Annotated in this window: 18 protein-coding genes; 4 read left to right on the top strand and 14 right to left on the bottom strand. The window is 48.2% G+C overall.

Annotated features, from left to right (window positions below; translation table 11 throughout):
• The first annotated feature begins 175 nt into the window (after positions 1-175).
• A complete protein-coding gene (locus NSQ22_RS04965) occupies positions 176-1,948 on the top strand; it encodes a B12-binding domain-containing radical SAM protein (protein WP_081157181.1) in 1,773 nt (590 codons plus the stop codon).
• Positions 1,949-2,338: 390 nt separating this feature from the next.
• On the opposite strand, the gene NSQ22_RS04960 is transcribed toward NSQ22_RS04965, so the two are convergent.
• The 8 genes from NSQ22_RS04960 to NSQ22_RS04925 form a co-directional block, all read right to left on the bottom strand.
• Positions 2,339-2,491 carry a hypothetical protein gene (locus NSQ22_RS04960; protein ID WP_190300622.1) on the bottom strand — a complete coding sequence of 51 codons (153 nt, stop codon included), beginning with the start codon at positions 2,489-2,491 and terminating at the stop codon, positions 2,339-2,341.
• On the bottom strand, positions 2,484-2,651 hold the full coding sequence (locus tag NSQ22_RS04955) for a hypothetical protein (protein ID WP_029760356.1): 168 nt from the start codon (positions 2,649-2,651) through the stop codon (positions 2,484-2,486). Before NSQ22_RS04955 ends, NSQ22_RS04960 begins: the two co-directional genes overlap by 8 nt.
• On the bottom strand, positions 2,651-2,803 hold the full coding sequence (locus tag NSQ22_RS04950; RefSeq protein WP_008878852.1) for a hypothetical protein: 153 nt from the start codon (positions 2,801-2,803) through the stop codon (positions 2,651-2,653). Before NSQ22_RS04950 ends, NSQ22_RS04955 begins: the two co-directional genes overlap by 1 nt.
• A gap of 447 nt (positions 2,804-3,250) precedes the next feature.
• Positions 3,251-4,078 carry a carbohydrate ABC transporter permease gene (locus NSQ22_RS04945; protein WP_008878853.1) on the bottom strand — a complete coding sequence of 276 codons (828 nt, stop codon included), beginning with the start codon at positions 4,076-4,078 and terminating at the stop codon, positions 3,251-3,253.
• Positions 4,079-4,092: 14 nt separating this feature from the next.
• Positions 4,093-4,992: a sugar ABC transporter permease gene (locus tag NSQ22_RS04940; protein ID WP_060475696.1), complete on the bottom strand. Its 900-nt coding sequence runs from the start codon at positions 4,990-4,992 to the stop codon at positions 4,093-4,095.
• Between the two features lie 125 nt (positions 4,993-5,117).
• Positions 5,118-6,383: an ABC transporter substrate-binding protein gene (locus NSQ22_RS04935; protein WP_008878855.1), complete on the bottom strand. Its 1,266-nt coding sequence runs from the start codon at positions 6,381-6,383 to the stop codon at positions 5,118-5,120.
• Between the two features lie 60 nt (positions 6,384-6,443).
• Positions 6,444-8,540, bottom strand: coding sequence for an amylo-alpha-1,6-glucosidase (locus NSQ22_RS04930; protein ID WP_008878856.1), 2,097 nt, complete (start codon positions 8,538-8,540; stop codon positions 6,444-6,446).
• 183 nt (positions 8,541-8,723) lie between these two features.
• Positions 8,724-9,740, bottom strand: coding sequence for a LacI family DNA-binding transcriptional regulator (locus NSQ22_RS04925; RefSeq protein WP_008878857.1), 1,017 nt, complete (start codon positions 9,738-9,740; stop codon positions 8,724-8,726).
• 177 nt (positions 9,741-9,917) lie between these two features.
• Between NSQ22_RS04925 and NSQ22_RS04920 the strand changes: the two genes are divergently transcribed.
• On the top strand, positions 9,918-10,118 hold the full coding sequence (locus NSQ22_RS04920) for an alpha/beta-type small acid-soluble spore protein (protein WP_029760354.1): 201 nt from the start codon (positions 9,918-9,920) through the stop codon (positions 10,116-10,118).
• Between the two features lie 12 nt (positions 10,119-10,130).
• Here NSQ22_RS04920 and NSQ22_RS04915 read toward each other — a convergent pair whose 3' ends face one another.
• The 3 genes from NSQ22_RS04915 to NSQ22_RS04905 all read right to left on the bottom strand — a co-directional run bounded on the left by NSQ22_RS04915 (position 10,131) and on the right by NSQ22_RS04905 (position 13,856).
• Complete coding sequence (locus NSQ22_RS04915; protein WP_035499080.1) at positions 10,131-11,402, bottom strand: anti-sigma factor domain-containing protein; 1,272 nt, start codon at positions 11,400-11,402, stop codon at positions 10,131-10,133.
• The gene (gene sigI / locus NSQ22_RS04910; RefSeq protein ID WP_008878860.1) at positions 11,399-12,139 is read right to left on the bottom strand and encodes an RNA polymerase sigma factor SigI; all 741 of its coding nucleotides are present in this window, start codon (positions 12,137-12,139) and stop codon (positions 11,399-11,401) included. Before sigI ends, NSQ22_RS04915 begins: the two co-directional genes overlap by 4 nt.
• Positions 12,140-12,440: 301 nt before the next feature.
• The gene (locus NSQ22_RS04905; RefSeq protein WP_060475694.1) at positions 12,441-13,856 is read right to left on the bottom strand and encodes an amino acid permease; all 1,416 of its coding nucleotides are present in this window, start codon (positions 13,854-13,856) and stop codon (positions 12,441-12,443) included.
• A 317-nt stretch (positions 13,857-14,173) separates the two neighbouring features.
• On the opposite strand from NSQ22_RS04905, the gene NSQ22_RS04900 reads away from it, so the two are divergent.
• Together NSQ22_RS04900 and NSQ22_RS04895 are read left to right on the top strand one after the other, a co-directional pair.
• Positions 14,174-14,515, top strand: coding sequence for a DUF485 domain-containing protein (locus NSQ22_RS04900; RefSeq protein WP_008878862.1), 342 nt, complete (start codon positions 14,174-14,176; stop codon positions 14,513-14,515).
• Positions 14,515-16,050, top strand: a complete 1,536-nt coding sequence (locus NSQ22_RS04895) for a cation acetate symporter (RefSeq protein WP_060475693.1) — start codon at positions 14,515-14,517, stop codon at positions 16,048-16,050. The genes NSQ22_RS04900 and NSQ22_RS04895 overlap by 1 nt, the downstream gene beginning before the upstream one ends.
• A 210-nt stretch (positions 16,051-16,260) precedes the next feature.
• Here the strand turns inward: NSQ22_RS04895 and menC are convergent, their stop codons facing one another.
• Genes menC through NSQ22_RS04880 form a run of 3 tightly spaced genes read right to left on the bottom strand, consistent with a single transcriptional unit; the run spans position 16,261 to position 19,337 of the window.
• A complete protein-coding gene (gene menC / locus NSQ22_RS04890) occupies positions 16,261-17,388 on the bottom strand; it encodes an o-succinylbenzoate synthase (RefSeq protein ID WP_339264259.1) in 1,128 nt (375 codons plus the stop codon).
• Positions 17,378-18,202 carry a GNAT family N-acetyltransferase gene (locus NSQ22_RS04885; protein WP_339264258.1) on the bottom strand — a complete coding sequence of 275 codons (825 nt, stop codon included), beginning with the start codon at positions 18,200-18,202 and terminating at the stop codon, positions 17,378-17,380. Before NSQ22_RS04885 ends, menC begins: the two co-directional genes overlap by 11 nt.
• Entirely contained in the window at positions 18,177-19,337 is a 1,161-nt protein-coding gene (locus NSQ22_RS04880) for a M20 peptidase aminoacylase family protein (protein WP_008878866.1), read from the bottom strand. Before NSQ22_RS04880 ends, NSQ22_RS04885 begins: the two co-directional genes overlap by 26 nt.
• Positions 19,338-19,368: the final 31 nt, after the last annotated feature.

Genomic DNA, 19,368 nt, shown 5'->3' with positions numbered 1-19,368 from the left:
ATTGAAACCATATCAACTAATATATATTCTATGTGGAAAAATTTACTCCTTCCTCCATTCACGAAGATTTTTCAAAAATCTTTTCCTCAATGTTCGACAAGTTTTTTCTTCTTTTTCATTTGGCTAAACTGCATTATAATGTGGGGTTAGTACGATGAAAAGGAGTTTTGCTACGATGAACGTTGTCTGTACGACATTAAATGCCAAATACATTCATATGAATTTAGCCATTCGCTATTTAAAAGCATACGCCCAGCCGGAGTTTGACGTCAAGCTTGTTGAATATACGATTAAAGACCCAGCGATGAACATCGTTGCTGATTTGTATCAGCAACAACCGGATGTCGTCGGCTTCAGCTGTTACATTTGGAACATTGAAGAAACGATCAAAGTCGTAAAAATGTTAAAAAAAGTGGCGCCGGACGTGACGGTCGTCGTTGGTGGGCCGGAAGTGTCTTATGATGTGCGCGAATGGATGGAGCGAGTGCCGGAATTCGATTTTATCGTCACCGGTGAAGGAGAAGAAACGTTTAAACAGCTGCTGTTCGCCTTAAACGGCGATGGGAACGTGAGCGATGTCGCTGGACTGGCGTTTCGTGACGGAGATCGCATCGTCGTCAACCCGCAACGGAATAAAATCCGCCTTGCCGACATGCCGTCGCCGTTTCGCTTTCCCGAAGATCTTCCGCATCTTCCGAACCGGATCGTTTATGTCGAGACAAGCCGCGGCTGCCCGTTCAGCTGCCAATTTTGCCTGTCGTCCATCGAGGTTGGTGTCCGCTATTTTGACCGCGAAAAAATCAAAGATGACTTGCGTTATTTAATGCAGCACGGGGCGCGGACGATCAAGTTTGTCGATCGGACGTTCAACATCAGCCGCAGCTATGCGATGGATATGTTCCGCTTTTTAATTGACGAGCACGTGCCGGGGACGGTGTTTCAGTTTGAAATTACCGCCGACATTATGCGTCCTGAGGTGATCGAGTTTTTAAACAACGAGGCGCCACCGGGACTATTCCGCTTTGAAATCGGCGTTCAGTCAACGAACGATGAAGTGAACCGTCTCATCATGCGCAAGCAAAACTTCGCGAAACTGTCGCGGACGGTGACGATGATTAAAGAGGGGGGAAAAATTACCCAGCACTTAGATTTGATCGCCGGGCTGCCGGAAGAAGATTATGACTCGTTTCGGAAGACGTTCAATGACGTATTCGCCCTCCGTCCGGAAGAACTGCAGCTTGGGTTTTTGAAACTGCTGCGCGGCACTGGGTTGCGCCTGCGCGCTCATGAATACGGCTATGTATATATGGATCATGCGCCGTATGAAGTGCTTCGCAACAACGTTTTGTCTTTTGATGACGTCATCCGCATCAAGCAAGTGGAAGATGTGCTCGAAAAGTATTGGAACGCCCATCGGATGGATGAAACGATCGAATATTTAGTAACCGACGTCTTCCCGTCACCGTTTGACTTCTTCCAGCAGTTTGGAACATATTGGGATGAACGCGGCTGGGCGCGCATCGGTCATCAGTTAGAAGACTTGTTCCGCCGCCTCTATGAGTTTTTACGTACGTCGGTACCAGACGCCTTACCTGTCGCCGAATCGCTCATGAAATACGACTACTTGCGCAATCAAAAATATAAGCCGCGCAAGCCGTGGTGGGACGAAAAAACAGAGAAAACGACGCGCACAGCCGTCTACCGGACGTTGCTTGAGCGCCCTGAGGTGCTCGGGGCGGACTTCGCCGCCCTTGGGCTCGGAGAAAAAGAGCTGTTTAAACATACGGTCGTTGAAATCGTGCCGGTCGATGTCGGCCTCTACATTTCTAAAAAGCAGCTTTCGCTTACGCCAACTGTCATCGTCGCCTACTTTGACCCGTCCGGTGCCGGTGCGACCATGTTTTCCGTGCCGCTTTCCTCATTGTCGGCTTCTTTCACGTCGGCTTAAACCGGAGGAACTAAACGGCCCTTGGCTTCATTTCATACCATTCCGTCTGCCCATCAAAAACGGCAGACAGTGAACAGGCACTGACAATCCTTCGTTTCCGTACGGCTAGGGGGGATGTCAGTGCCTTTCTTTGCCATTGAACCCGTTCCCCCCCTATACTCGCCCCAAGAAGTAGACGTTTTCTCGGCTCGAGATGATAAAAAGATGACGAATCGTTTTCCTTACTCGAAATAGGCGAGGTCGCATCCCACTATCGTTGTTGCTGCTTTGCCAGGTTCAATCAACTCATAAACAGAAGTTGCCCATGATCGCAAATGAAAAAAGAACGCCGGCACCGGCGCTCTTCTTTTTCCCTTGTCCCGCTGTAAAAGCAGCTGGCAGACAGCCTCTTCATCGTGACGTCTCTTCCTTTTTTGTTTCCTTTTTCTTCGCCTGTTTTTGCTCTTCCATGAGCCAAATGGGCTGATGAGCAGCAAAATCGCCCCATTCAAACGCCATTTCTTCATTTCGTTGGGCAGTCCGCCCTTTTTGCTCTTTACCCATCGCCGCCTCCTTGGCGTCCTTTTTTCGAATTGCGATTCGCACCGCGAATCATGTCTTCTTCGCCGGCGTATTGCGCGGCAAATTCCGTATCTGGCAAGCTTTCAGTCGGCGTTTTATTATTGTTTTTCGCTGCGTCAAATTTCACTTTCCGTTTCACCATCATTTCGTTCTCCCTTCGTCCATCGTTTTCCGTTGATAAGCGACAAGCACAATTTCTTCTCCCGTCTCTTCGCGCAGCCGCTGTTCCAGTTGTTGCAACTGGCGAAGCGTCCCGTCATGGAGACGGGCAACCGGGAATGAGATGTCAGTCACATCGATCCTCCTTCCACATTTTTTCTTATCGTGCCTCGGCCAAGCATGCTTTATGCACCGCGACGGCTTCAGCACGGCTTTCATGCCGCTGTCTTTCTTTTCATCAACCATTTTTCACATGTTCGGATTTGGTTTTCGTTTGCCCGTGACATCTTCACTGCCTTGGCATGTTACGGTTTTCCTTTTCTTTCCCTTCGGCGGTTTCAGGATGAATGAATCCACCAACAAACGCAGCCGTCCATCCCCGTCCTCTCCGCCTATCTTGGCAGCCACATCGTCCATTCCATCGCTTCATTTCCTTTCCTGATGAAATTTATATAATGCTCGTCTTTTCAACGCATATGCTGCATGAAAAAAAGCTGTCGGCAAAGGCCAAGGAAACCTTTGCCGACAGCCCTATACGCGAACCCTTCTTTCTTCAATGTGCGCACGGAAACAAAACCATTCTTATTTCCCGCCCGTAAACGAAATTCCTTTGATGAAATACCGATTGAAAAACGCATAAATGACCAACACCGGCAACGTAAATACCATCGAGGCAGCCATGATGTAGTTCCAATAGCTGATGTATTGTCCTTTGAAGCTGTTCAAGCCAAGCGGCAATGTAAACAATTGCGGATCGGACAAAATAATAAGCGGACGCATAAAATCATTCCACGAGCCCATAAAGACGAAAATAGCCTGAGCCGCCAGTGCCGGGCGAGCAAGCGGCAGCACGATCCGGAAAAAGATCCCGAACCGGCCAAGCCCATCAAGCTCCGCTGCCTCTTCCAATTCCTTCGGGAAATTGATAAAAAACTGCCGCATCATGAAAATAAAAGTAGCGTTAATCATCGTCGGCACGATCATTCCTTGATACGAGTTTAACCAGCCGAGCTGTTTTAAAATCAAATAGTTTGGAATCATCGTCACTTGGGCGGGAATCATTAAGACAGCTAAAATGATCAAAAACAGCGGTTTTCTCCCAGGAAACTGCAGCCGCGCTAAGGCATAGCCAGCCATGGAATTAAACAATAAATTGAGTATGGTCACTGCCACGGCGATAATGACACTGTTTAACAACCAACGTGGGAATAGATCCTGCTCAACAAAAATTTGCTTGTAATTATCCAGCGTGAACTGTTTTGGAACAAACGACATGGTTCCACTGACAATTTCCTCAAGCGTCTTAAACGAGGAAGACAGCGCCCATAAAAACGGAATCAGCGTAATGATCGCATACATAACAAGTACAACATACAGCAGCGCTTTCCCAATTCCTATTTTTCTTTTCATTCGTCCTCAACTCCTTAATAAAGGGACTCCTCTTTCGATAGCTTCCGCTGGATTAATGTCGCGATTAAAATAATGATGGCCAATGCAAATGCCAACGCAGCAGCGTATCCCATCGTTCCTAACGTTTTAAACGCATATTGGTAAATAAGAAGCACAACAGTTAATGTAGAATTGTTCGGCCCGCCAGAACCGGCTGAGAAAATGTACGATTGATCAAACAATTGGAAAGTACCGATCAGCCCCATAACCACAACAAACGATGTGACCGGGCGCAAATACGGAACAGTGATGTGCCAAAACTTCTGCCAAGCGTTGGCCCCGTCTAATTCGGCTGCCTCGTACAAGGAATCTGGAATATCTTGCAATGCCGCCAAATAAATGACCATAAAGTACGGGGCCGTTGACCAAATGTTCATGATCATGATCGCATTTAAAGCGACGTCCGGATCGCCGAGCCAATTGTACGTCGGCAACCCAACCGCTTCAAGCACATGGTTAATGAAGCCGTTTTGGTTGTACATCCACATGAAAATAAGGGTCAATACTGCTGAAGAAGTCAGGGTCGGTAAAAAGTAAACGATGCGGAAAAATTTTTGCCCTTTCAACCCGGCGTTTAAAGTAGCGGCTAACACAAGCGCTAAAATCGTTTGACACGGAACGACAATCGCTACATATTTCAGCGTGTTCCATAGCGCGATTTTCGCCCTCGTATCGTTAGCTATGCGGACGAAGTTATCGAGTCCGACGAACTCGAACGATGTCGTTCCTAACAATTGCACTTTATGAAATGCCAAAAAAACTGCGAACACGATCGGGCCGATAATGAATAAAAGAAGCACAAATAAAGCCGGAGATAACAGAAAATAAGCCGATCCTGTTTCCCGCCACATTTTTTTCGTGAATGTCTGCTTCATCCTTTTTCATCCCCTTGCAATCGAATCGCTATTCCCCTCTTTCTAACGCGGCCACAAAGCCGCTGTTAGAAAGAAAGGAACAGCTCTCCGGCAGAAGCTGTTTTCCGCCGGAGGCTTTTTTTCATTTATTGACTTTCGATTTCGCTGTTCGCCGTTTTTTCTGCTTCTTTCAATGCATCAGCAAGCGGGCGCTCCCCTAAGAAAGCACTGACAAACTGGTTGTTGAAGTTATTCACAATAATCGGTAAATTCGTTCCGTTTTGCCATACAGTAGCGTATGGTGCTCCGGCCACTAATGCCGCCCGCAACGGATCTTTATCAAATCCAAGTTCAGCAGCGACCGATTTACGCGTCGGCAAAGCGTATCCCTTGCTTGTCCACGTTTTCATTCCTTCTTTCCCGGTCAAATAGGAGATGAGTTTCCAAGCTGCTTCTTTCTTTTGTGAATCTTTATTCATCACATAGGCTACTGTATACGCCATCGTTGCTTTTTTGCCGTTGATCGTCGGGAGTTCCGCCGTTCCGAATTCTAAGTTCGGGAATGTATCTTGCAAAAACGGAATCGCCCAGTTTCCTTCAATCACCATAGCAGCCTTACCTTGGCCGAACATCTCGCCGCCCCATGTTGCTCCAACTTCGTTCGGCTGAGCTGCCGTTTTATCTTTCAAGTGCATATCAACGATCGGTTGGAGCGCATCGACAACCTTAGAATCAGCAAAACTTGCTTTGTTGTCCGTGACGACTTTGCCACCTTTCGACTCAGCAATGTAGTATAAACGAGCCAATTCCGGAGCAACGCCAAACCCATATACGTCTTTTCCTTTCGTCAGCTTTTTCGCTGCTTCTCTCAGCTCATCCCACGTTTTCGGCACTTCGACGCCTGCTTCTTCTAACATTTTTTTATTGTAAAACAAGGCTAACGTCGAATAATCTTTCGGGAATCCGTAAATTTTGCCGTCTTCCCCCTTAAATGCATCGAGCATCGGCTTTTCAAAATCGTCAATATCAAACTCATCGGTCACATATTCGTCGAGCGGTTCGAGCGCTCCTGTTTCAATTAATGCCGGCGCTTCAAATGCATCGAGATAAAACACATCTGGCCCTTGTCCTCCCGATAAACGGGTTTTAATGACATCCATATACTGATCGGCGATCACTTCATATTTGACTTTAATATCAGGGTGTTTTTTCTCAAAATCATCAATCGTTTGCTGCAACAACTTTTGCTCGCTTGGGTTGCCACCCCAGCCAGCCAATGTCACTTCCACCTTTTCTCCTTGCTTGTTCCCCCCGTTTGCCTGCTCACTTTTTTCGCCTCCGCATCCGGCCAAAAGACTGCCAAACAGTAGCGTCGCAATGCCTAGCGTTGCCATCCACTTTGTTTTCCCCATGTAAACAACCCCCTAAAAAATGGTTTATATTCACAGGGAAAGAAGCTTCTTTCCCTGTTGTTAACGAATAACAATATCCCAGCCTGTCGTATTTTCATCGATTTGGACGTTGAACGTTTCCTTCTCACGCATAACGGTCAATGACAACCGTCCGCCGCCGATCGAGATGTTTTCCACCCGCAACATGTTCATCGTATCAAGCAGCATCGGCGACAAATAAATTTTCTTTTCGAGCGCATTTGGGAACAATCCTAGTAAAGCCTGAATAAACACTAACGGTGTTCCGGCCGCCCATGCCTGCGGCGAGCAGGCGACCGGATAGCGAACCGGCTTCCCAGCCGAGCTTCCATATCCACAAAACAGCTCTGGAAGCCGATCATATTCAAAGTAGTTCGCCGCCTCCGTCAACCCTTGAATTACGGTCTTCGCCTCATGCCGCTTGCCTAGCTTACTGAGTCCAAGCAAAATCAAGCTGTTGTCATGCGGCCATACGCTTCCGTTATGATAACTAATCGGATTGTATCCGGCTTCGCCTTCTCCCATCGTCCGAATTCCATAGCCAGAAAACATCTTCTTAGATAAAAGCATCCGGACAACCGCCTCGGCCCGCTCTTCATTCAGCATTCCCGACAACAGCACGTGTCCAGGGTTTGACGTCACCGTACCAACTTGTTCTTTCTTTTCGTCTAAAGCAATGGCGTAAAATTGCACATCTTCCATCCAAAACTGCTCGTCAAACCGCTCTTTCAATGCTTTCGCCTGATGACGCAACTCTTTAGCCCGCTCGAGTTCGCCGAGATGCTCAAAAATATCAGCAAGCGCTGTTTTTGCTTGGTATACATACCCTTGCACTTCAACAAGGGCAATCGGTGAGCGAGCGTATTCACCGTTTCGGTGGACAATCGAGTCCCCCGAATCTTTCCACCCTTGGTTAGCAATCCCTTTGCTCGATTGCTGATGATACTCAACAAACAAATCCCCGTCGCGGTCACCATACTGATCAATCCAAGCGAGCGCTGCCTCAATATGTTCACGCAGTTGACCGACAAGAGCAAAATCTCCCGTCCATTTTACATACTCGGCCAGCAACACTAAAAACAGTGGTGTAGCATCAATCGTTCCATAGTAAGGGGTAAACGGAATTTGATTCGTATTAGCCAGCTCGCCAAACCGAATTTCATGCATGATTTTTCCCGGCTGCTCGTCCCGCCATGGGTCATTCTTTTTCCCTTGATATCGGGCCATCGTCAGCAACGTTCCCTTGGCGACCTCATGGTTGAACGGCAAAAGCTGCAGTGCTGCGATCAGGCTATCACGGCCAAACGGGACACCAAACCACGGCAACCCAGCCACAGGAAACTGTCCGTATCCTAAATCGGTCAACAGCACTCGCAAATCGGCGATTCCACGGCGTACCAAGCGGTCAAGTCGGTGATCATCCGTTGTGATTTTCGCTGTTTTTTCCTCCCAGCGGCAGTATGATTCTTTTAGGCGGCAAAATGCCTCCTCCAATGGAACAGGTTGTTTCCTTTCCTCCCCGCCGATATGTGGCGTAATGGTAAAGGTGACCGTTTGCTCTTCTCCATGCTGGAGATGAAAATGAAACAAAATTTCCCCGTGCTCAAACACTGCCTTTTCTGGCCGATCCCAGGCGACTTGTGTCGACCGCTTAATCCCGTCAGCTCCTACATAGCCAAACGTTAACGTGCGATCGCCGATCGTCTGCCCCGTCCGCTTTCCAACTTCCCCGCTCTGAAACCCGCGGACGATAAACATGTCAGCAAAATCAGCATCCATATGTACACTGATTTCAAACTGTACCGGCTTTGGATGATAGCTTCTTAGTTTCATCGTTTCATAGAGAACGTCACCATATATGAAGCGCTTTCGCTCAATTTCAACTGATTCCCGCCATAATACCAATTCCCCGTTTTCCTCTATATGCGGGTTCGTCAATAAAATCGTGGCAACATAATTTTCCGCAGCGTCGGACGACAGCAAAACCGGCTTTTTCCCGTTAATGCGTAAATCCCATTTGCTTAAAAAACGAGTGTCTTTCGTGTATAAACCTAGTCCGTACGGATGGTGCTCCGGAATATTCCCCTCACGGTCTGTTAATAAAAATAAATCATTTTCCTTAATCACACGGTAATCCATCTTGCTTCCTCCCGTTGATGTTTTCTACTTTCTATCATCCCGAAAACGTTTCGGGAATAAATAAAAAGGAAATGGTTGAGAAAGCGTTTTAATTAATGGATCTATTCCCTTTTTTATCCGAAACGTTTTCGGTTTTTCGCAAAAAAAATCTTTTCCCTCCTTCCGTCACCAATAACACGGCGACTACTTGATTCCCTTGACTGTCGATTCCCGAGCTTTTAGCTCCGTTTGTAAAATTTTGATATGCGAATCCGCCTTTCCTTCCAGCATAGCGATGAGCAACTTGGCAGCTTCATACCCCATAGCGAACTTATCCTGTGCGATGGTTGACAGCGAAGGCGAGGAATATGAGGCTAAAATAATGTCGTCATAACCGATGACCGCAACATCATCCGGCACTCGCTTTCCAAGCCGTTTTACTGCTTTAATCACGCCTAGCGCCATTAAATCGCTGGCGCAAAAGAACGCCGTTATTTCTGGGTAGTGTTGAAGCAGCCTCAACGCTTCCTGCTCAGCAATTTCTTCACGAAACGCCCCATTGGCAATCCAGTATTCCCGCACCGGCAACCCAGCTTCAAGCAGGGCCTCCTTGAATCCTTTCAATCGCTGTTCGCTCACAAAAGCGTATTCATAGCCGTTAATCATAGCAATTCGTTTATGGCCGAGTTCAATTAAATGGCGCACCGCCTTTTTCGCCCCAAGTACATTATCTGTTGTGACATAACCAACCGTCCGCGACTCGATTGGAATATCGATTAAAACGCACGGAATATCGCTCTCCACGACCTCGTGCAAGTATGGGTCATCGGTGCGAATCCCCTGCAAAATCGCTCCGTCGACACGGCGCTCCCGGCAAAGTTGGGTGTACGTTTTTTCCCGCTGTTTCGTCGACGTCGTACTGAACAGCACCATATCATAATCGACTTCACTGACATATTCGTTGACACCTGCTAGCACCTCAAACGTAAAATTGTCCTTGGCGCTTTCCTTCGTCAGTCCGGAAACGAGCAATCCGATCGTTTTCGATTTATTCATCACAAGCCCGCGTGCGAGCGTATTCGGGATGTAGTTTAGTTGCCTAGCGATATCAATGATCTTTTGTCTCGTGTTTTCATTCACATCGGAATAACCGTTTAACGCACGTGAAACGGTAGTAATCGAAACTCCTGCCGCTTTGGCAATATCTTTAATCGTTGTCACTGCTATTCCTCCAAAACGTTTCGGATCCTGTTGTTAATTTTATTATAACCGTGAACCGAAAACGTTTGCAATAATTTTTTCACAACAAATCCTCCCTTTAATTGCCACCTATAGCCCACTAACGGTTTGCTCATACTAATGATGCCACACTTAAACATGACAAAGGAGGCAAGAATGATGGCACGTGGAAGCAACAAACTGCTTGTTCCAGGCATTGAACAAGCATTGGAACAAATTAAATACGAAATCGCTCAAGAATTTGGCGTACAGCTCGGGGCTGGCACTGTTTCGCGCGCCAACGGTTCCGTCGGCGGGGAAATTACAAAACGGCTTGTTGCTCAAGCCCAAAGCCAGCTGGCAGGCCGAAAAACAGAATAAAGCCGAGCGTCATCACTCGACTTTTTTCATTTTGGAATCTATGCTTTTCGGTTGGCGGTGAACGTTCGCCAGCTTGTGGCGATCTTTGTTGTCGTTGCGATCCTGCTGGCTATTCACCGCCTTTTTGTTTGCATGATGATCGCCCGGCCGCGACGGACGGGCGTTTTCATAGTTTTTCCCTTTCAAAGAAATTTCTTTATCAGAAGGGGAACTGTTTTTCCCTTTCAGAGAAATTTCTTCGCCCGAAGGGGAACTATGTTTTTCTAAGCCGGAGTTTTTCCACTCGTGTGGCGGCTGTTTTTCTTTTTTCTGTTGATTTGCTTTCTGTTCGCTATGCCTCTGTTTCATTTGCGGCAGTTGCTCTAGTTTTTGTCCTTTTAGTGACAACGCTTCCTTTTCCTTCTTTCCGCCTTGTTCTTTCTCTTTGCTCGACTTGGCGTATTCGTTCTTTGCTACTCGCCCTTTCTCTTTATTCGGCTTAGCGGATTCCTTCTTTCCGTCCTGTTGCTTTTCTTTGTTCGACTTAGTAGATTCCTTCTTTCCACCTTGCCCTTTCTCCTTGTTCGACGTAGCGGATTCTTTCTTTCCGACTTCCTCTTTCTCTTTATTCGGCTTGGCGGATGTGGACGAAGACGGTTTTGCTTTTTTCTGGATTTGCAATAGTTTCCCGGTTGTCATTCCTTGTTTTGCCGCTCGGTTGCGCACTTCCATCGTGCTGTTCACCGTTGTGATAACGATCCGTTCGTTCGCTACCGACCGCTGGATTTCAGCGAGTTCAGCGGACAACTTCCGAGCCGAAGAATCGTTATGCTCTTTCTCTACTGTTGCAATAAGCACTTCTCCGCCTTCCTTTAAATATCCCTTTTTTTCGCTTAATTCAATGATTTGTTTCGCCACAGCAGAAAACGGCTCATGTTTCCATGAAGTGAGCGCTGCGATTACATGTTTCCCTTCTTCATTATACGCCTTTAGTGTCAACACGCGCAGTTCATCGTCGACCCCAGTTTCAATGCTCGGATTAATGTCGATCGACATATATGCGCACACCGCGTCGGAAGGCCATTGAATCCAAGTGATGACAAGCAGGACGGCAGCTGCTAACGCGCTCACCACCGCATATTGAAACGAACGACGGTGAAATAGAAATGTTTTTTTTACCGCCCTCGCTTCAATCTCTTCTCCAACTTCACAATCTCCTTCCTTTTTTAACCGAAGAAATTCCCCCTCCGGCGTCAACACGGTGACAAACTCTTCGTCCAATTCCAGCACAATCCCCTTCTTCACGATGGTAGCACCCCTTTTATATAGTCCTTCAAGTAAATATAATCGCCCGCCAAAATGACCGCGACCGCAATAATGTATTTTCTGTTTCTCTCTATAGTTTTGCGGCTGACGGACGCCATCGTTTCCAGCTGTTTGATCGGTAGCTGTTTTTTTTGAAACAACAGACCGAGCAAGTCCTCGTTCTCCACAAGCAGCTGGGCTACACGGATGGCATTTAGGCGGGCGTCTTTATGTTTTGGCGAATGTTCAACTAAATCGTGAAAGTGAATGCCGAATTGTTTCAGCACTTGCTGGTAATGGATGATTTCTTCGCGACGCTGCTCCTGTTCGATTTGCTTGTAAAATTCATCGACAGAAAGCTTAGCGTCCAAGTACGCTTGCGCCGTTTGCTCACCGTCTTCTCTATCCTCCGTATACCATACTGCATCTCGTATTCTCGCCTCTTTCCGAATATAATCGATAAGGCGCCGTTTAATGAGCAGTTCGGCAAATGAGAGGAAGGAGCCTCCTTTATGTGGCGCATATTTTTCAATCGCCTCATTAAAAGCGATCAATCCGATGCTCGCTTCGTCATCTTCTTCATGAATGAATCGCTTGCACACGCCCGAGACCGTTTTAGCGATAAACGGCTTATATTGTTGGATGAGTTCATTGCGCAGCGCTTCATTCCCTTGTTGAATTTCCGCAACCGTCCGTTCAAGCGTTCTCTCTCTTTTTTTTAATAATGTGCCAAACATCGATTTCACCCCGCTTATACAAGACGGACTGACGCTTCCTTATACACTATTTCGTATATCGTAAGGGAAATATGGCCGTCATTCAAGAAAAAAATTATTCCAAGCGGGAGCCTAACGGGATTGAATCGTGAACCTTGTTTATGAGCCTCCCTCTTGTCAAACGGCTGGTTTCCCCCTTTCCACCCCTAGACTTCCTATTTATGGAACACACAATTTCGCTGCCATTCATCCTCTAAGCGAACAAAAAAGGGGCTTTTCCGAACATCTGTTCAGAAAAGCCCTTGCTTTTTTATTTGGCCAATCAGCCAACTTTTTCTTCGCTCTCAGCCGTTTCATTGAGCACGCTATGCTTACGCCCGTAAGCAAAGTAAATCACCAAACCGATTAACAACCAGGAAACAAAACCGATCCATGTCGTTGCTGGGAGCTGAAGAACTAAGTAGCCGCAGAACAAGACCGCTAAAATCGGGACGAACGGCACGAACGGAACACGGAACGCCCGCTTTAAGTCTGGCTGTGTTTTGCGCAAAACGAGAACACCAATTGAAACGGTAATAAAGGCAAAGAGCGTTCCAATGTTCGTCAGTTCCGCCAGTTTGTTCAACGGGATGACACCGGCAAATACCGAAACAGCTGCACCTGTCAGCCATGTGTTAACATACGGTATTTGGCGGGTCGGGCTAATGCGGGCAAATACTTTTGGCAATAAGCCGTCGCGACTGATCGCATAAAAGAGGCGCGTCTGCCCGTAAAGCATGACGAGCAACACCGTCGTAATGCCAGCAATCGCTCCGAGCGAAATAAAGCCAGCGACCCAGTCTTGCTGGATGTAGCTTAATGCGAACGCCACCGGGTTTTTCACGTTCAATTGGTCGTATGGAACGATGCCTGTCAACACGAGCGAAACGGCGATATACAATAACGTGCAAACAAGCAATGAGACGATGATGCCAATTGGCATATTGCGCTGTGGATTGCGCACTTCTTCCGCCGCTGTTGACACCGCATCAAAACCGATATAAGCGAAAAACACCGTCGCGGCTCCGGTCGCAACGCCTGCAAACCCATACGGCATAAACGGCGTCCAGTTTTCTGGCTTAACATACCAAACACCGACCGCCAAGAAAAGCAAGATGACAGCCACTTTTACGAAAACGATAATCGCATTGAAGCGGGCCGATTTTTTCGCGCCCATGTTCAATAAAATCGTAATGAACAAAACAATGAAAATGGCCGGCAAATCGATGATTGTCCCTTTCTCCGGGTCATATGCGCTCGTGAGTGCCTTCGGCAACTCAATGCCAAACCCGGCAAGCAACCCTTGGAAATAGCCGGACCACCCGGCGGCGACTGCCGATGAAGCAACTCCGTACTCTAAAATCAAATCCCAGCCTAAAATCCAGGCGATCAGTTCACCGAACGCAGCATAACTATATGTGTACGCACTTCCCGAAACCGGTACGGTCGAAGCAAATTCTGCGTAACAAAGCGCTGCGAAGACGCACGCCAACGCAGATAAAGCAAACGAAAGAACGAGCGCTGGACCGGCATGCTCCGCCGCTGCCACCCCGGTCAGGACGAAAATGCCTGTTCCGATAATGGCACCGATGCCAAGCATCGTTAAGTCGAATGCACTTAATTCTTTCCGCAGCGAGGCTCCTTTCACCCCCGATTCGTTTAAAAGCGCCTGAATCGGTTTTTTACGAAACAAATTCATCAAATGTCTCTCCTTGTCGCTTTTTGCAGAAAAATGTCGAATTTAATCAATGAACACAGTTAGCATTCTACATGATCCTTGTTTTTTTGTAAAGTGCGAAAATAAGAAAAACAGCAAAATATTTTTTTCGTTTTATGCGATAAAGCAAAAAAATATTTACAGCAATAACAAAAAAATCAATTTACAAACTTTTCAGATAAATATATAATTAATTGTGTGACAAATTTGTGACAAGAAAGGGGGATCCGCTGCTTCTATCCCGTATTATGTTGTTCCCTTTTTTGAAAACGCTTCAATTAAGATAAGGAGGGATTTATATGGCAGTGAAAAAACAATCCTTTGCCGAACGGCCAGGTGTCGATTATGAAGCGCTCGCCCAATCCGCTATGTTTCGTGGGCTCATTCAAGAGAAAAAAGCCTTCATTATTCCAGCGACGATCTTTTTCTTCGCCTTTTACTTCACCCTTCCGATATTAACGTCATACTCAAACGTGCTCAATGCGCCAGCAATTGGACCGGTTAGTTGGGCTTGGCTGTTTGCTTTCGCACAATTTGTGATGACTTGGGCTTTATGCATCCTTTATTCGAAACGGGCCGCCAAGTTTGACGAAATCGTCGAACAAATGAAGCAAGAAGCGAAGGAAGGAGGAAACGTCTAATGAACGGATTAGCCTTTTTCCTCTTCCTTGTCATCGTCGCCTTGACGCTTGTCATTACGTACTATGCTTCGAAACGAACGAAAACGACAAGCGAATTTTACACCGCTGACAGCAGCTTGACCGGCTGGCAAAATGGGCTCGCCATCGCTGGCGACTATATGTCTGCTGCTTCCTTTTTAGGCATTGCTGGCATGATCGCCCTAGCCGGGTTTGACGGCTTCTTTTACAGCATCGGATTCCTTGTCGCCTATCTTGTCGTCTTATATATCGTCGCTGAACCCCTTCGCAACCTTGGCAAGTACACGATGGCCGATATGATCGCCGCTCGTTTTGACGATAAAAAAGTGCGCGGTGTCGCCGCTTTGAATACGATCGCCATCTCAACTTTTTATATGATCGCACAGCTTGTCGGGGCCGGCGGCCTTATTAAGCTCCTACTCGGGATCGATTACATTTATTCTGTCTTGATCGTCGGTATTTTAATGACCGTGTATGTCGTGTTCGGCGGCATGACAGCGACAAGCTGGGTGCAGATCATCAAAGCGGTCCTGTTGATGATCGGTACATTTATCATTTCCTTAATCGTCTTTGGAAAATTCGACTTCAGCATCGCTAAAATGTTCCATCAGTTAAAAACAGCAACACCGCTTGGCGATGCATTTTTAACCCCAGGCAACAAGTTTAAAAATCCACTGGACACGATCTCGCTAAACCTAGCACTCGTTTTAGGAACAGCTGGGCTCCCGCACATTTTGATCCGCTTCTTCACTGTCAAAGATGCGCCGACTGCGCGTAAATCAGTCGTTTATGCGACATGGATCATCGGTATTTTTTATGTATTAACTATCTTTTTAGGGTTTGGCGCCGCCGCGTTCGTTGGTCATGACAAAATCATCGCCGCTGACCCTGCCGGCAATATGGCGGCTCCGCTGTTAGCTGAGGCGCTTGGCGGAGATTTCTTATTCGCTTTTGTTGCCGCTGTTGCTTTTGCGACGATTTTGGCTGTTGTCGCCGGTCTTGTTTTGTCAGCTGCTTCCGCATTCGCTCATGACTTTTACAGCCACATCATCCGGCGCGGCCAAGCGACGGAAAAAGAACAAATGCTTGCCGCCCGCTGGGCATCGATCGGCGTCTCAGTATTGTCGATTTTGTTAGCGCTCTTTGCTCAAAAAATGAACGTCGCCTTCCTTGTGTCACTCGCATTTGCCGTCGCCGCAAGCGCCAACTTGCCGACGATCGTCTTTACGATCTTCTGGCGCCGCTTTAATACGACAGGGGCAATTACCGGAATGCTCGTTGGCTTGATTAGCGCCCTGTTGCTTGTCTTCTTCAGCCCGAACGTCTGGTCACCGGAACCGGGAGCTGCCATTTTTGTCGGCGAGCCGCTCTTTAAACTTTCCAATCCGGGCATTATTTCCATTCCGCTCGGTTTTATCGGCGCTATCATCGGCACACTCGTTTCATCGAAAAAAGCAGACGAAAAGAAATTTACCGAAATCCTCGTCAAAGCAAATACTGGAATCGGGCGGGTGTAACACAACGGGGAAGCCGGCATGGCCGCTGGTTTCCCTATTTTTTTGGACACATCTTCTGAAACAGCAAACGGTTCGCCGCATCTCTTAGTCCGAAGCATCCGTTCAGCATAATGAACAACGAGCAAGGATGTCCTGCAAGCGGCAAGACATCCTTCTTGTATCAATACTTTCCGTTTAAGGAGAAGCGGTTTTTAGGGTCAGCCTCCTTCTTTATGCCGGCAGCGAACGGCGATATACTTTGGCAAATTGCGTGTACCGCTCGACTTGGCGGCGGTCGACTTCATAACCGATACCCGGGGCGTCCGGTACGCGAATCAAGCCGTTATGCACTTCGACCTCCGGAACAATAATATCCCGCTCCCAGTAATGGGAAGATGCCGCTGTGTCGCCGGGAAGGGTGAAGTTTTCCAAAGTCGTAATGGCGATATTGTGAGCGCGCCCAACGCCCGCTTCCAACATGCCACCGCACCAAACCGGAACGCCGTGCTCACGGCAAAGATCATGAATGTGTTTTGCCTCCTGCAGTCCGCCGATGCGTCCAATTTTCATATTGATGATGCGACAACTGCCAAGATGAAGCGCCTTGCGCGCATCGTCGAATGAGCGGATACTTTCATCAAGGCAAATCGGCGTCTTCAGAAGCGGCTGCAGCTGGGCATGATCAACGAGATCGTCAGCCGCAAGCGGTTGTTCGATCATCATCAGTCCGAATTCATCGAGTGCTTTCAGCCGCTCCACATCAGCAAGTGTGTACGCTGAATTGGCATCTGCCATGAGCGGCACGTCTGGAAACACACGCCGCACTTCACGAATGACCTCAACGTCCCAGCCCGGCTTGATTTTCACCTTCATTCGCCGATATCCTTGGGTTACATACCGTTCAATAACCCGAAGCAACTCATCTATCGTCGGCTGAATGCCGATGCTGACACCAACTTCAATTTCCCTTTTCGTTCCACCCAATGCCTGATAAAGCGGAACGCCAAGCCGCTTGGCGTACAAATCCCATACCGCACCTTCGAGCGCGGCTTTCGCCATATGGTTTTGGCGGATCGCCCCAAACCGTTTTGATAGTTCACTCGGATGATCGATCGGCTCGGCAAATGCCAGTGGGATAAGAAAATCCTCAAGCATATGCCAGTTCGTTTTTACCGTTTCCTCACTATACCACGGAGCGGAAAATGCCACCGATTCGCCCCATCCTGAGACACCGTTGCTGTCGACTGCTTCCACTAAAATAAATTCTTTTGTTTGAAACGTACCAAAACTGGTCGTAAACGGTGCTTTCAGCTCCATTTGCAAGTAACGTAAAATGATGTAATCAATTTCAACCCTCATTACTTTCCCCCTTTTCCCCTAACCACTTATTCCGGCGTCCCCATATGTAGTGCATAACCGGTTCCCCTTCGCCGCGCATGGCATGAATAGCAACCCAGCCTTCAGCGAGCAACCGGGCAAACAAGGAGCGTGTCGCTAGGCGCCACTCAAGCGCTAATGAAAGACTCCGCTCCTTTAGTTGCGAAAAATCAAGCGGAATAGCAGTCAGCAAGAATGGCGTTGCTGTTTCATCAATGTCCTTCAGCACTGGCCGCCACAGGCCGTCAGTCGTTGCCTCTGCCTCAAGCACCACTAGTCCCTTGGCCGGGTTCCACGTTCTATTCGGACGTTCATCAAGCCGCCATTCGACAATGAAACGGTCGGACGGCAGCTGGCCATTCAGCGCATCGTCCATCTCCCCGTAACAATTTTCCACATACTCGATGCCAACGGCCCCAAGCTTCACCAAGTTTAAATAGCCGTTGCGGCTTTGCAATGGATCGTACGTCCAACGGATGCTCCGATAGCCGAGCCGCCGCGCTTCTTCCGCCTGCCTCATTTTCAAACGATAGCCGATGCCTTGGTCGCGAAATGAGGCCGCAATTCCCATCATATGCGAACAAAGATATACTTCCCCGTTTTGCATTCCCGGGAAACTGTAGACAAAGCCGACAAGCTTCCCGTCCACGTACGCCCCGATCACAATGCCACCGTTTTTTGCCACTGTCAACGTTTGATGAAGCGGGATCGGCGTCGTCCCCCAAATGTCCGCTTCCAGCTCAGCCATTTCTTTTAGTTGCTCTATCGTTTCAATGATTTGCAGTGATAGAGACACGTTCTTTCTCTCCTTGTAGCGCAAACGTATTGATGACCGTCCGCGCCAAAATCTCAATGCCGGAAAGTAAATCGTCACGTTGGAATGTCATCTGCGGGTGGTGAAGCCCCGGGCGTAAGTCGCAGCCTAACCCGAGCATCGTCGTTTTCAACTCCGGTTTTTTAAATGCGTAAAAATGGAAATCTTCCCCGCCGGATGTGATGACTGGCGGAATACATTTCTCCTCCCCTAGAACAGCGATGATCGCCTCTTCCATGAGCCTCTTGGCATCCAAGTCAGGGTTGGCGGCGACGATTCGCGTCCGTTCATCAAGCTCAATCTCAGCCCCGTAAATAGCAGCGACTCCGTTGACCACACGGCGCAACCTTTCGACGAGCTGCTCCATCGCCTCGTTCGTCTGCGCTCGCAAGTCCAAGGAGAACTCAGCGTAATCTGGAATCGTGTTCACATCTTTTTCCCCCGCATGAAACCTCGTCATTTTGATCGTTGCTGGTACTTGTGGGTCAACATGGATTTTGCCGAGCTCCTGCACGATGGCACTGCCGACTTCAATGACATTCACACCTAAATGAGGCCGCGCCGCGTGCGCTGCCATACCGCGAATCCGCCCTTCGATGCATTGGGCTGCCCCGTGAATGATTGCCGGTGTCGCATACCCGCTCTTGACTTCTTGAACCGGTCGCAAATGAACGCCGTACAAAAACGACATTCCATCGACCGCTCCCTTTTCAATCAGCTTCAACGCCCCTGTACCTTTCTCTTCAGCTGGCTGGAACAAAAACCGAAGCGTCCCCGGCGGCTCATAGCCGATGCGGCGAAGCAGCTTCGCCACCCCCAACACGATCGTCATATGGGCGTCATGTCCGCACGCATGATTCGGCTGCCAAACACCGTTTACCTCTTGCCAAAGAGCATCCATATCACTGCGCACGCCAACCATAAACGGCCCATCGCCGATTTCTGCCACCACGCCCGGACAATCGGCAAACGTCCACACCCGATACCCTTCGCGTTCCAACTCCCGGCGAACAAATTCCGTTGTTCCCCATTCTTCCCAACTAATTTCCGGATGACGATGAAGATAGTCAAAAATACTCCATAGCTCCGCTTTCATCTGCCCAATGATTTCTTTCATTCCTCTCCCCCGCTCTTTCCAATCCACATGA

It is taken from the genome of Geobacillus sp. FSL K6-3411 (genome assembly GCF_037965715.1).
GTDB classification, from domain to species: Bacteria; Bacillota; Bacilli; order Bacillales; family Anoxybacillaceae; genus Geobacillus; species Geobacillus thermodenitrificans.
The sequence above is the reverse complement of the archived record's forward strand: the minus strand, read 5'-3'. Positions and strand labels throughout refer to the sequence as shown.

Excerpts from the sequence above, each read along its gene's own strand:
- NSQ22_RS04965 (WP_081157181.1), top strand. The coding sequence starts at position 176 with ATGAACGTTGTCTGTACGACATTAAATGCCAAATACATTCATATGAAT.
- NSQ22_RS04960 (WP_190300622.1), bottom strand. The coding sequence starts at position 2,491 with ATGGGTAAAGAGCAAAAAGGGCGGACTGCCCAACGAAATGAAGAAATG.
- NSQ22_RS04955 (WP_029760356.1), bottom strand. The coding sequence starts at position 2,651 with ATGGTGAAACGGAAAGTGAAATTTGACGCAGCGAAAAACAATAATAAA.
- NSQ22_RS04945 (WP_008878853.1), bottom strand. The coding sequence starts at position 4,078 with ATGAAAAGAAAAATAGGAATTGGGAAAGCGCTGCTGTATGTTGTACTT.
- NSQ22_RS04940 (WP_060475696.1), bottom strand. The coding sequence starts at position 4,992 with ATGAAGCAGACATTCACGAAAAAAATGTGGCGGGAAACAGGATCGGCT.
- NSQ22_RS04935 (WP_008878855.1), bottom strand. The coding sequence starts at position 6,383 with ATGGGGAAAACAAAGTGGATGGCAACGCTAGGCATTGCGACGCTACTG.
- NSQ22_RS04930 (WP_008878856.1), bottom strand. The coding sequence starts at position 8,540 with ATGGATTACCGTGTGATTAAGGAAAATGATTTATTTTTATTAACAGAC.
- NSQ22_RS04920 (WP_029760354.1), top strand. The coding sequence starts at position 9,918 with ATGGCACGTGGAAGCAACAAACTGCTTGTTCCAGGCATTGAACAAGCA.
- sigI (WP_008878860.1), bottom strand. The coding sequence starts at position 12,139 with ATGTTTGGCACATTATTAAAAAAAAGAGAGAGAACGCTTGAACGGACG.
- NSQ22_RS04905 (WP_060475694.1), bottom strand. The coding sequence starts at position 13,856 with ATGAATTTGTTTCGTAAAAAACCGATTCAGGCGCTTTTAAACGAATCG.
- NSQ22_RS04900 (WP_008878862.1), top strand. The coding sequence starts at position 14,174 with ATGGCAGTGAAAAAACAATCCTTTGCCGAACGGCCAGGTGTCGATTAT.
- NSQ22_RS04895 (WP_060475693.1), top strand. The coding sequence starts at position 14,515 with ATGAACGGATTAGCCTTTTTCCTCTTCCTTGTCATCGTCGCCTTGACG.
- menC (WP_339264259.1), bottom strand. The coding sequence starts at position 17,388 with ATGAGGGTTGAAATTGATTACATCATTTTACGTTACTTGCAAATGGAG.
- NSQ22_RS04880 (WP_008878866.1), bottom strand. The coding sequence starts at position 19,337 with ATGAAAGAAATCATTGGGCAGATGAAAGCGGAGCTATGGAGTATTTTT.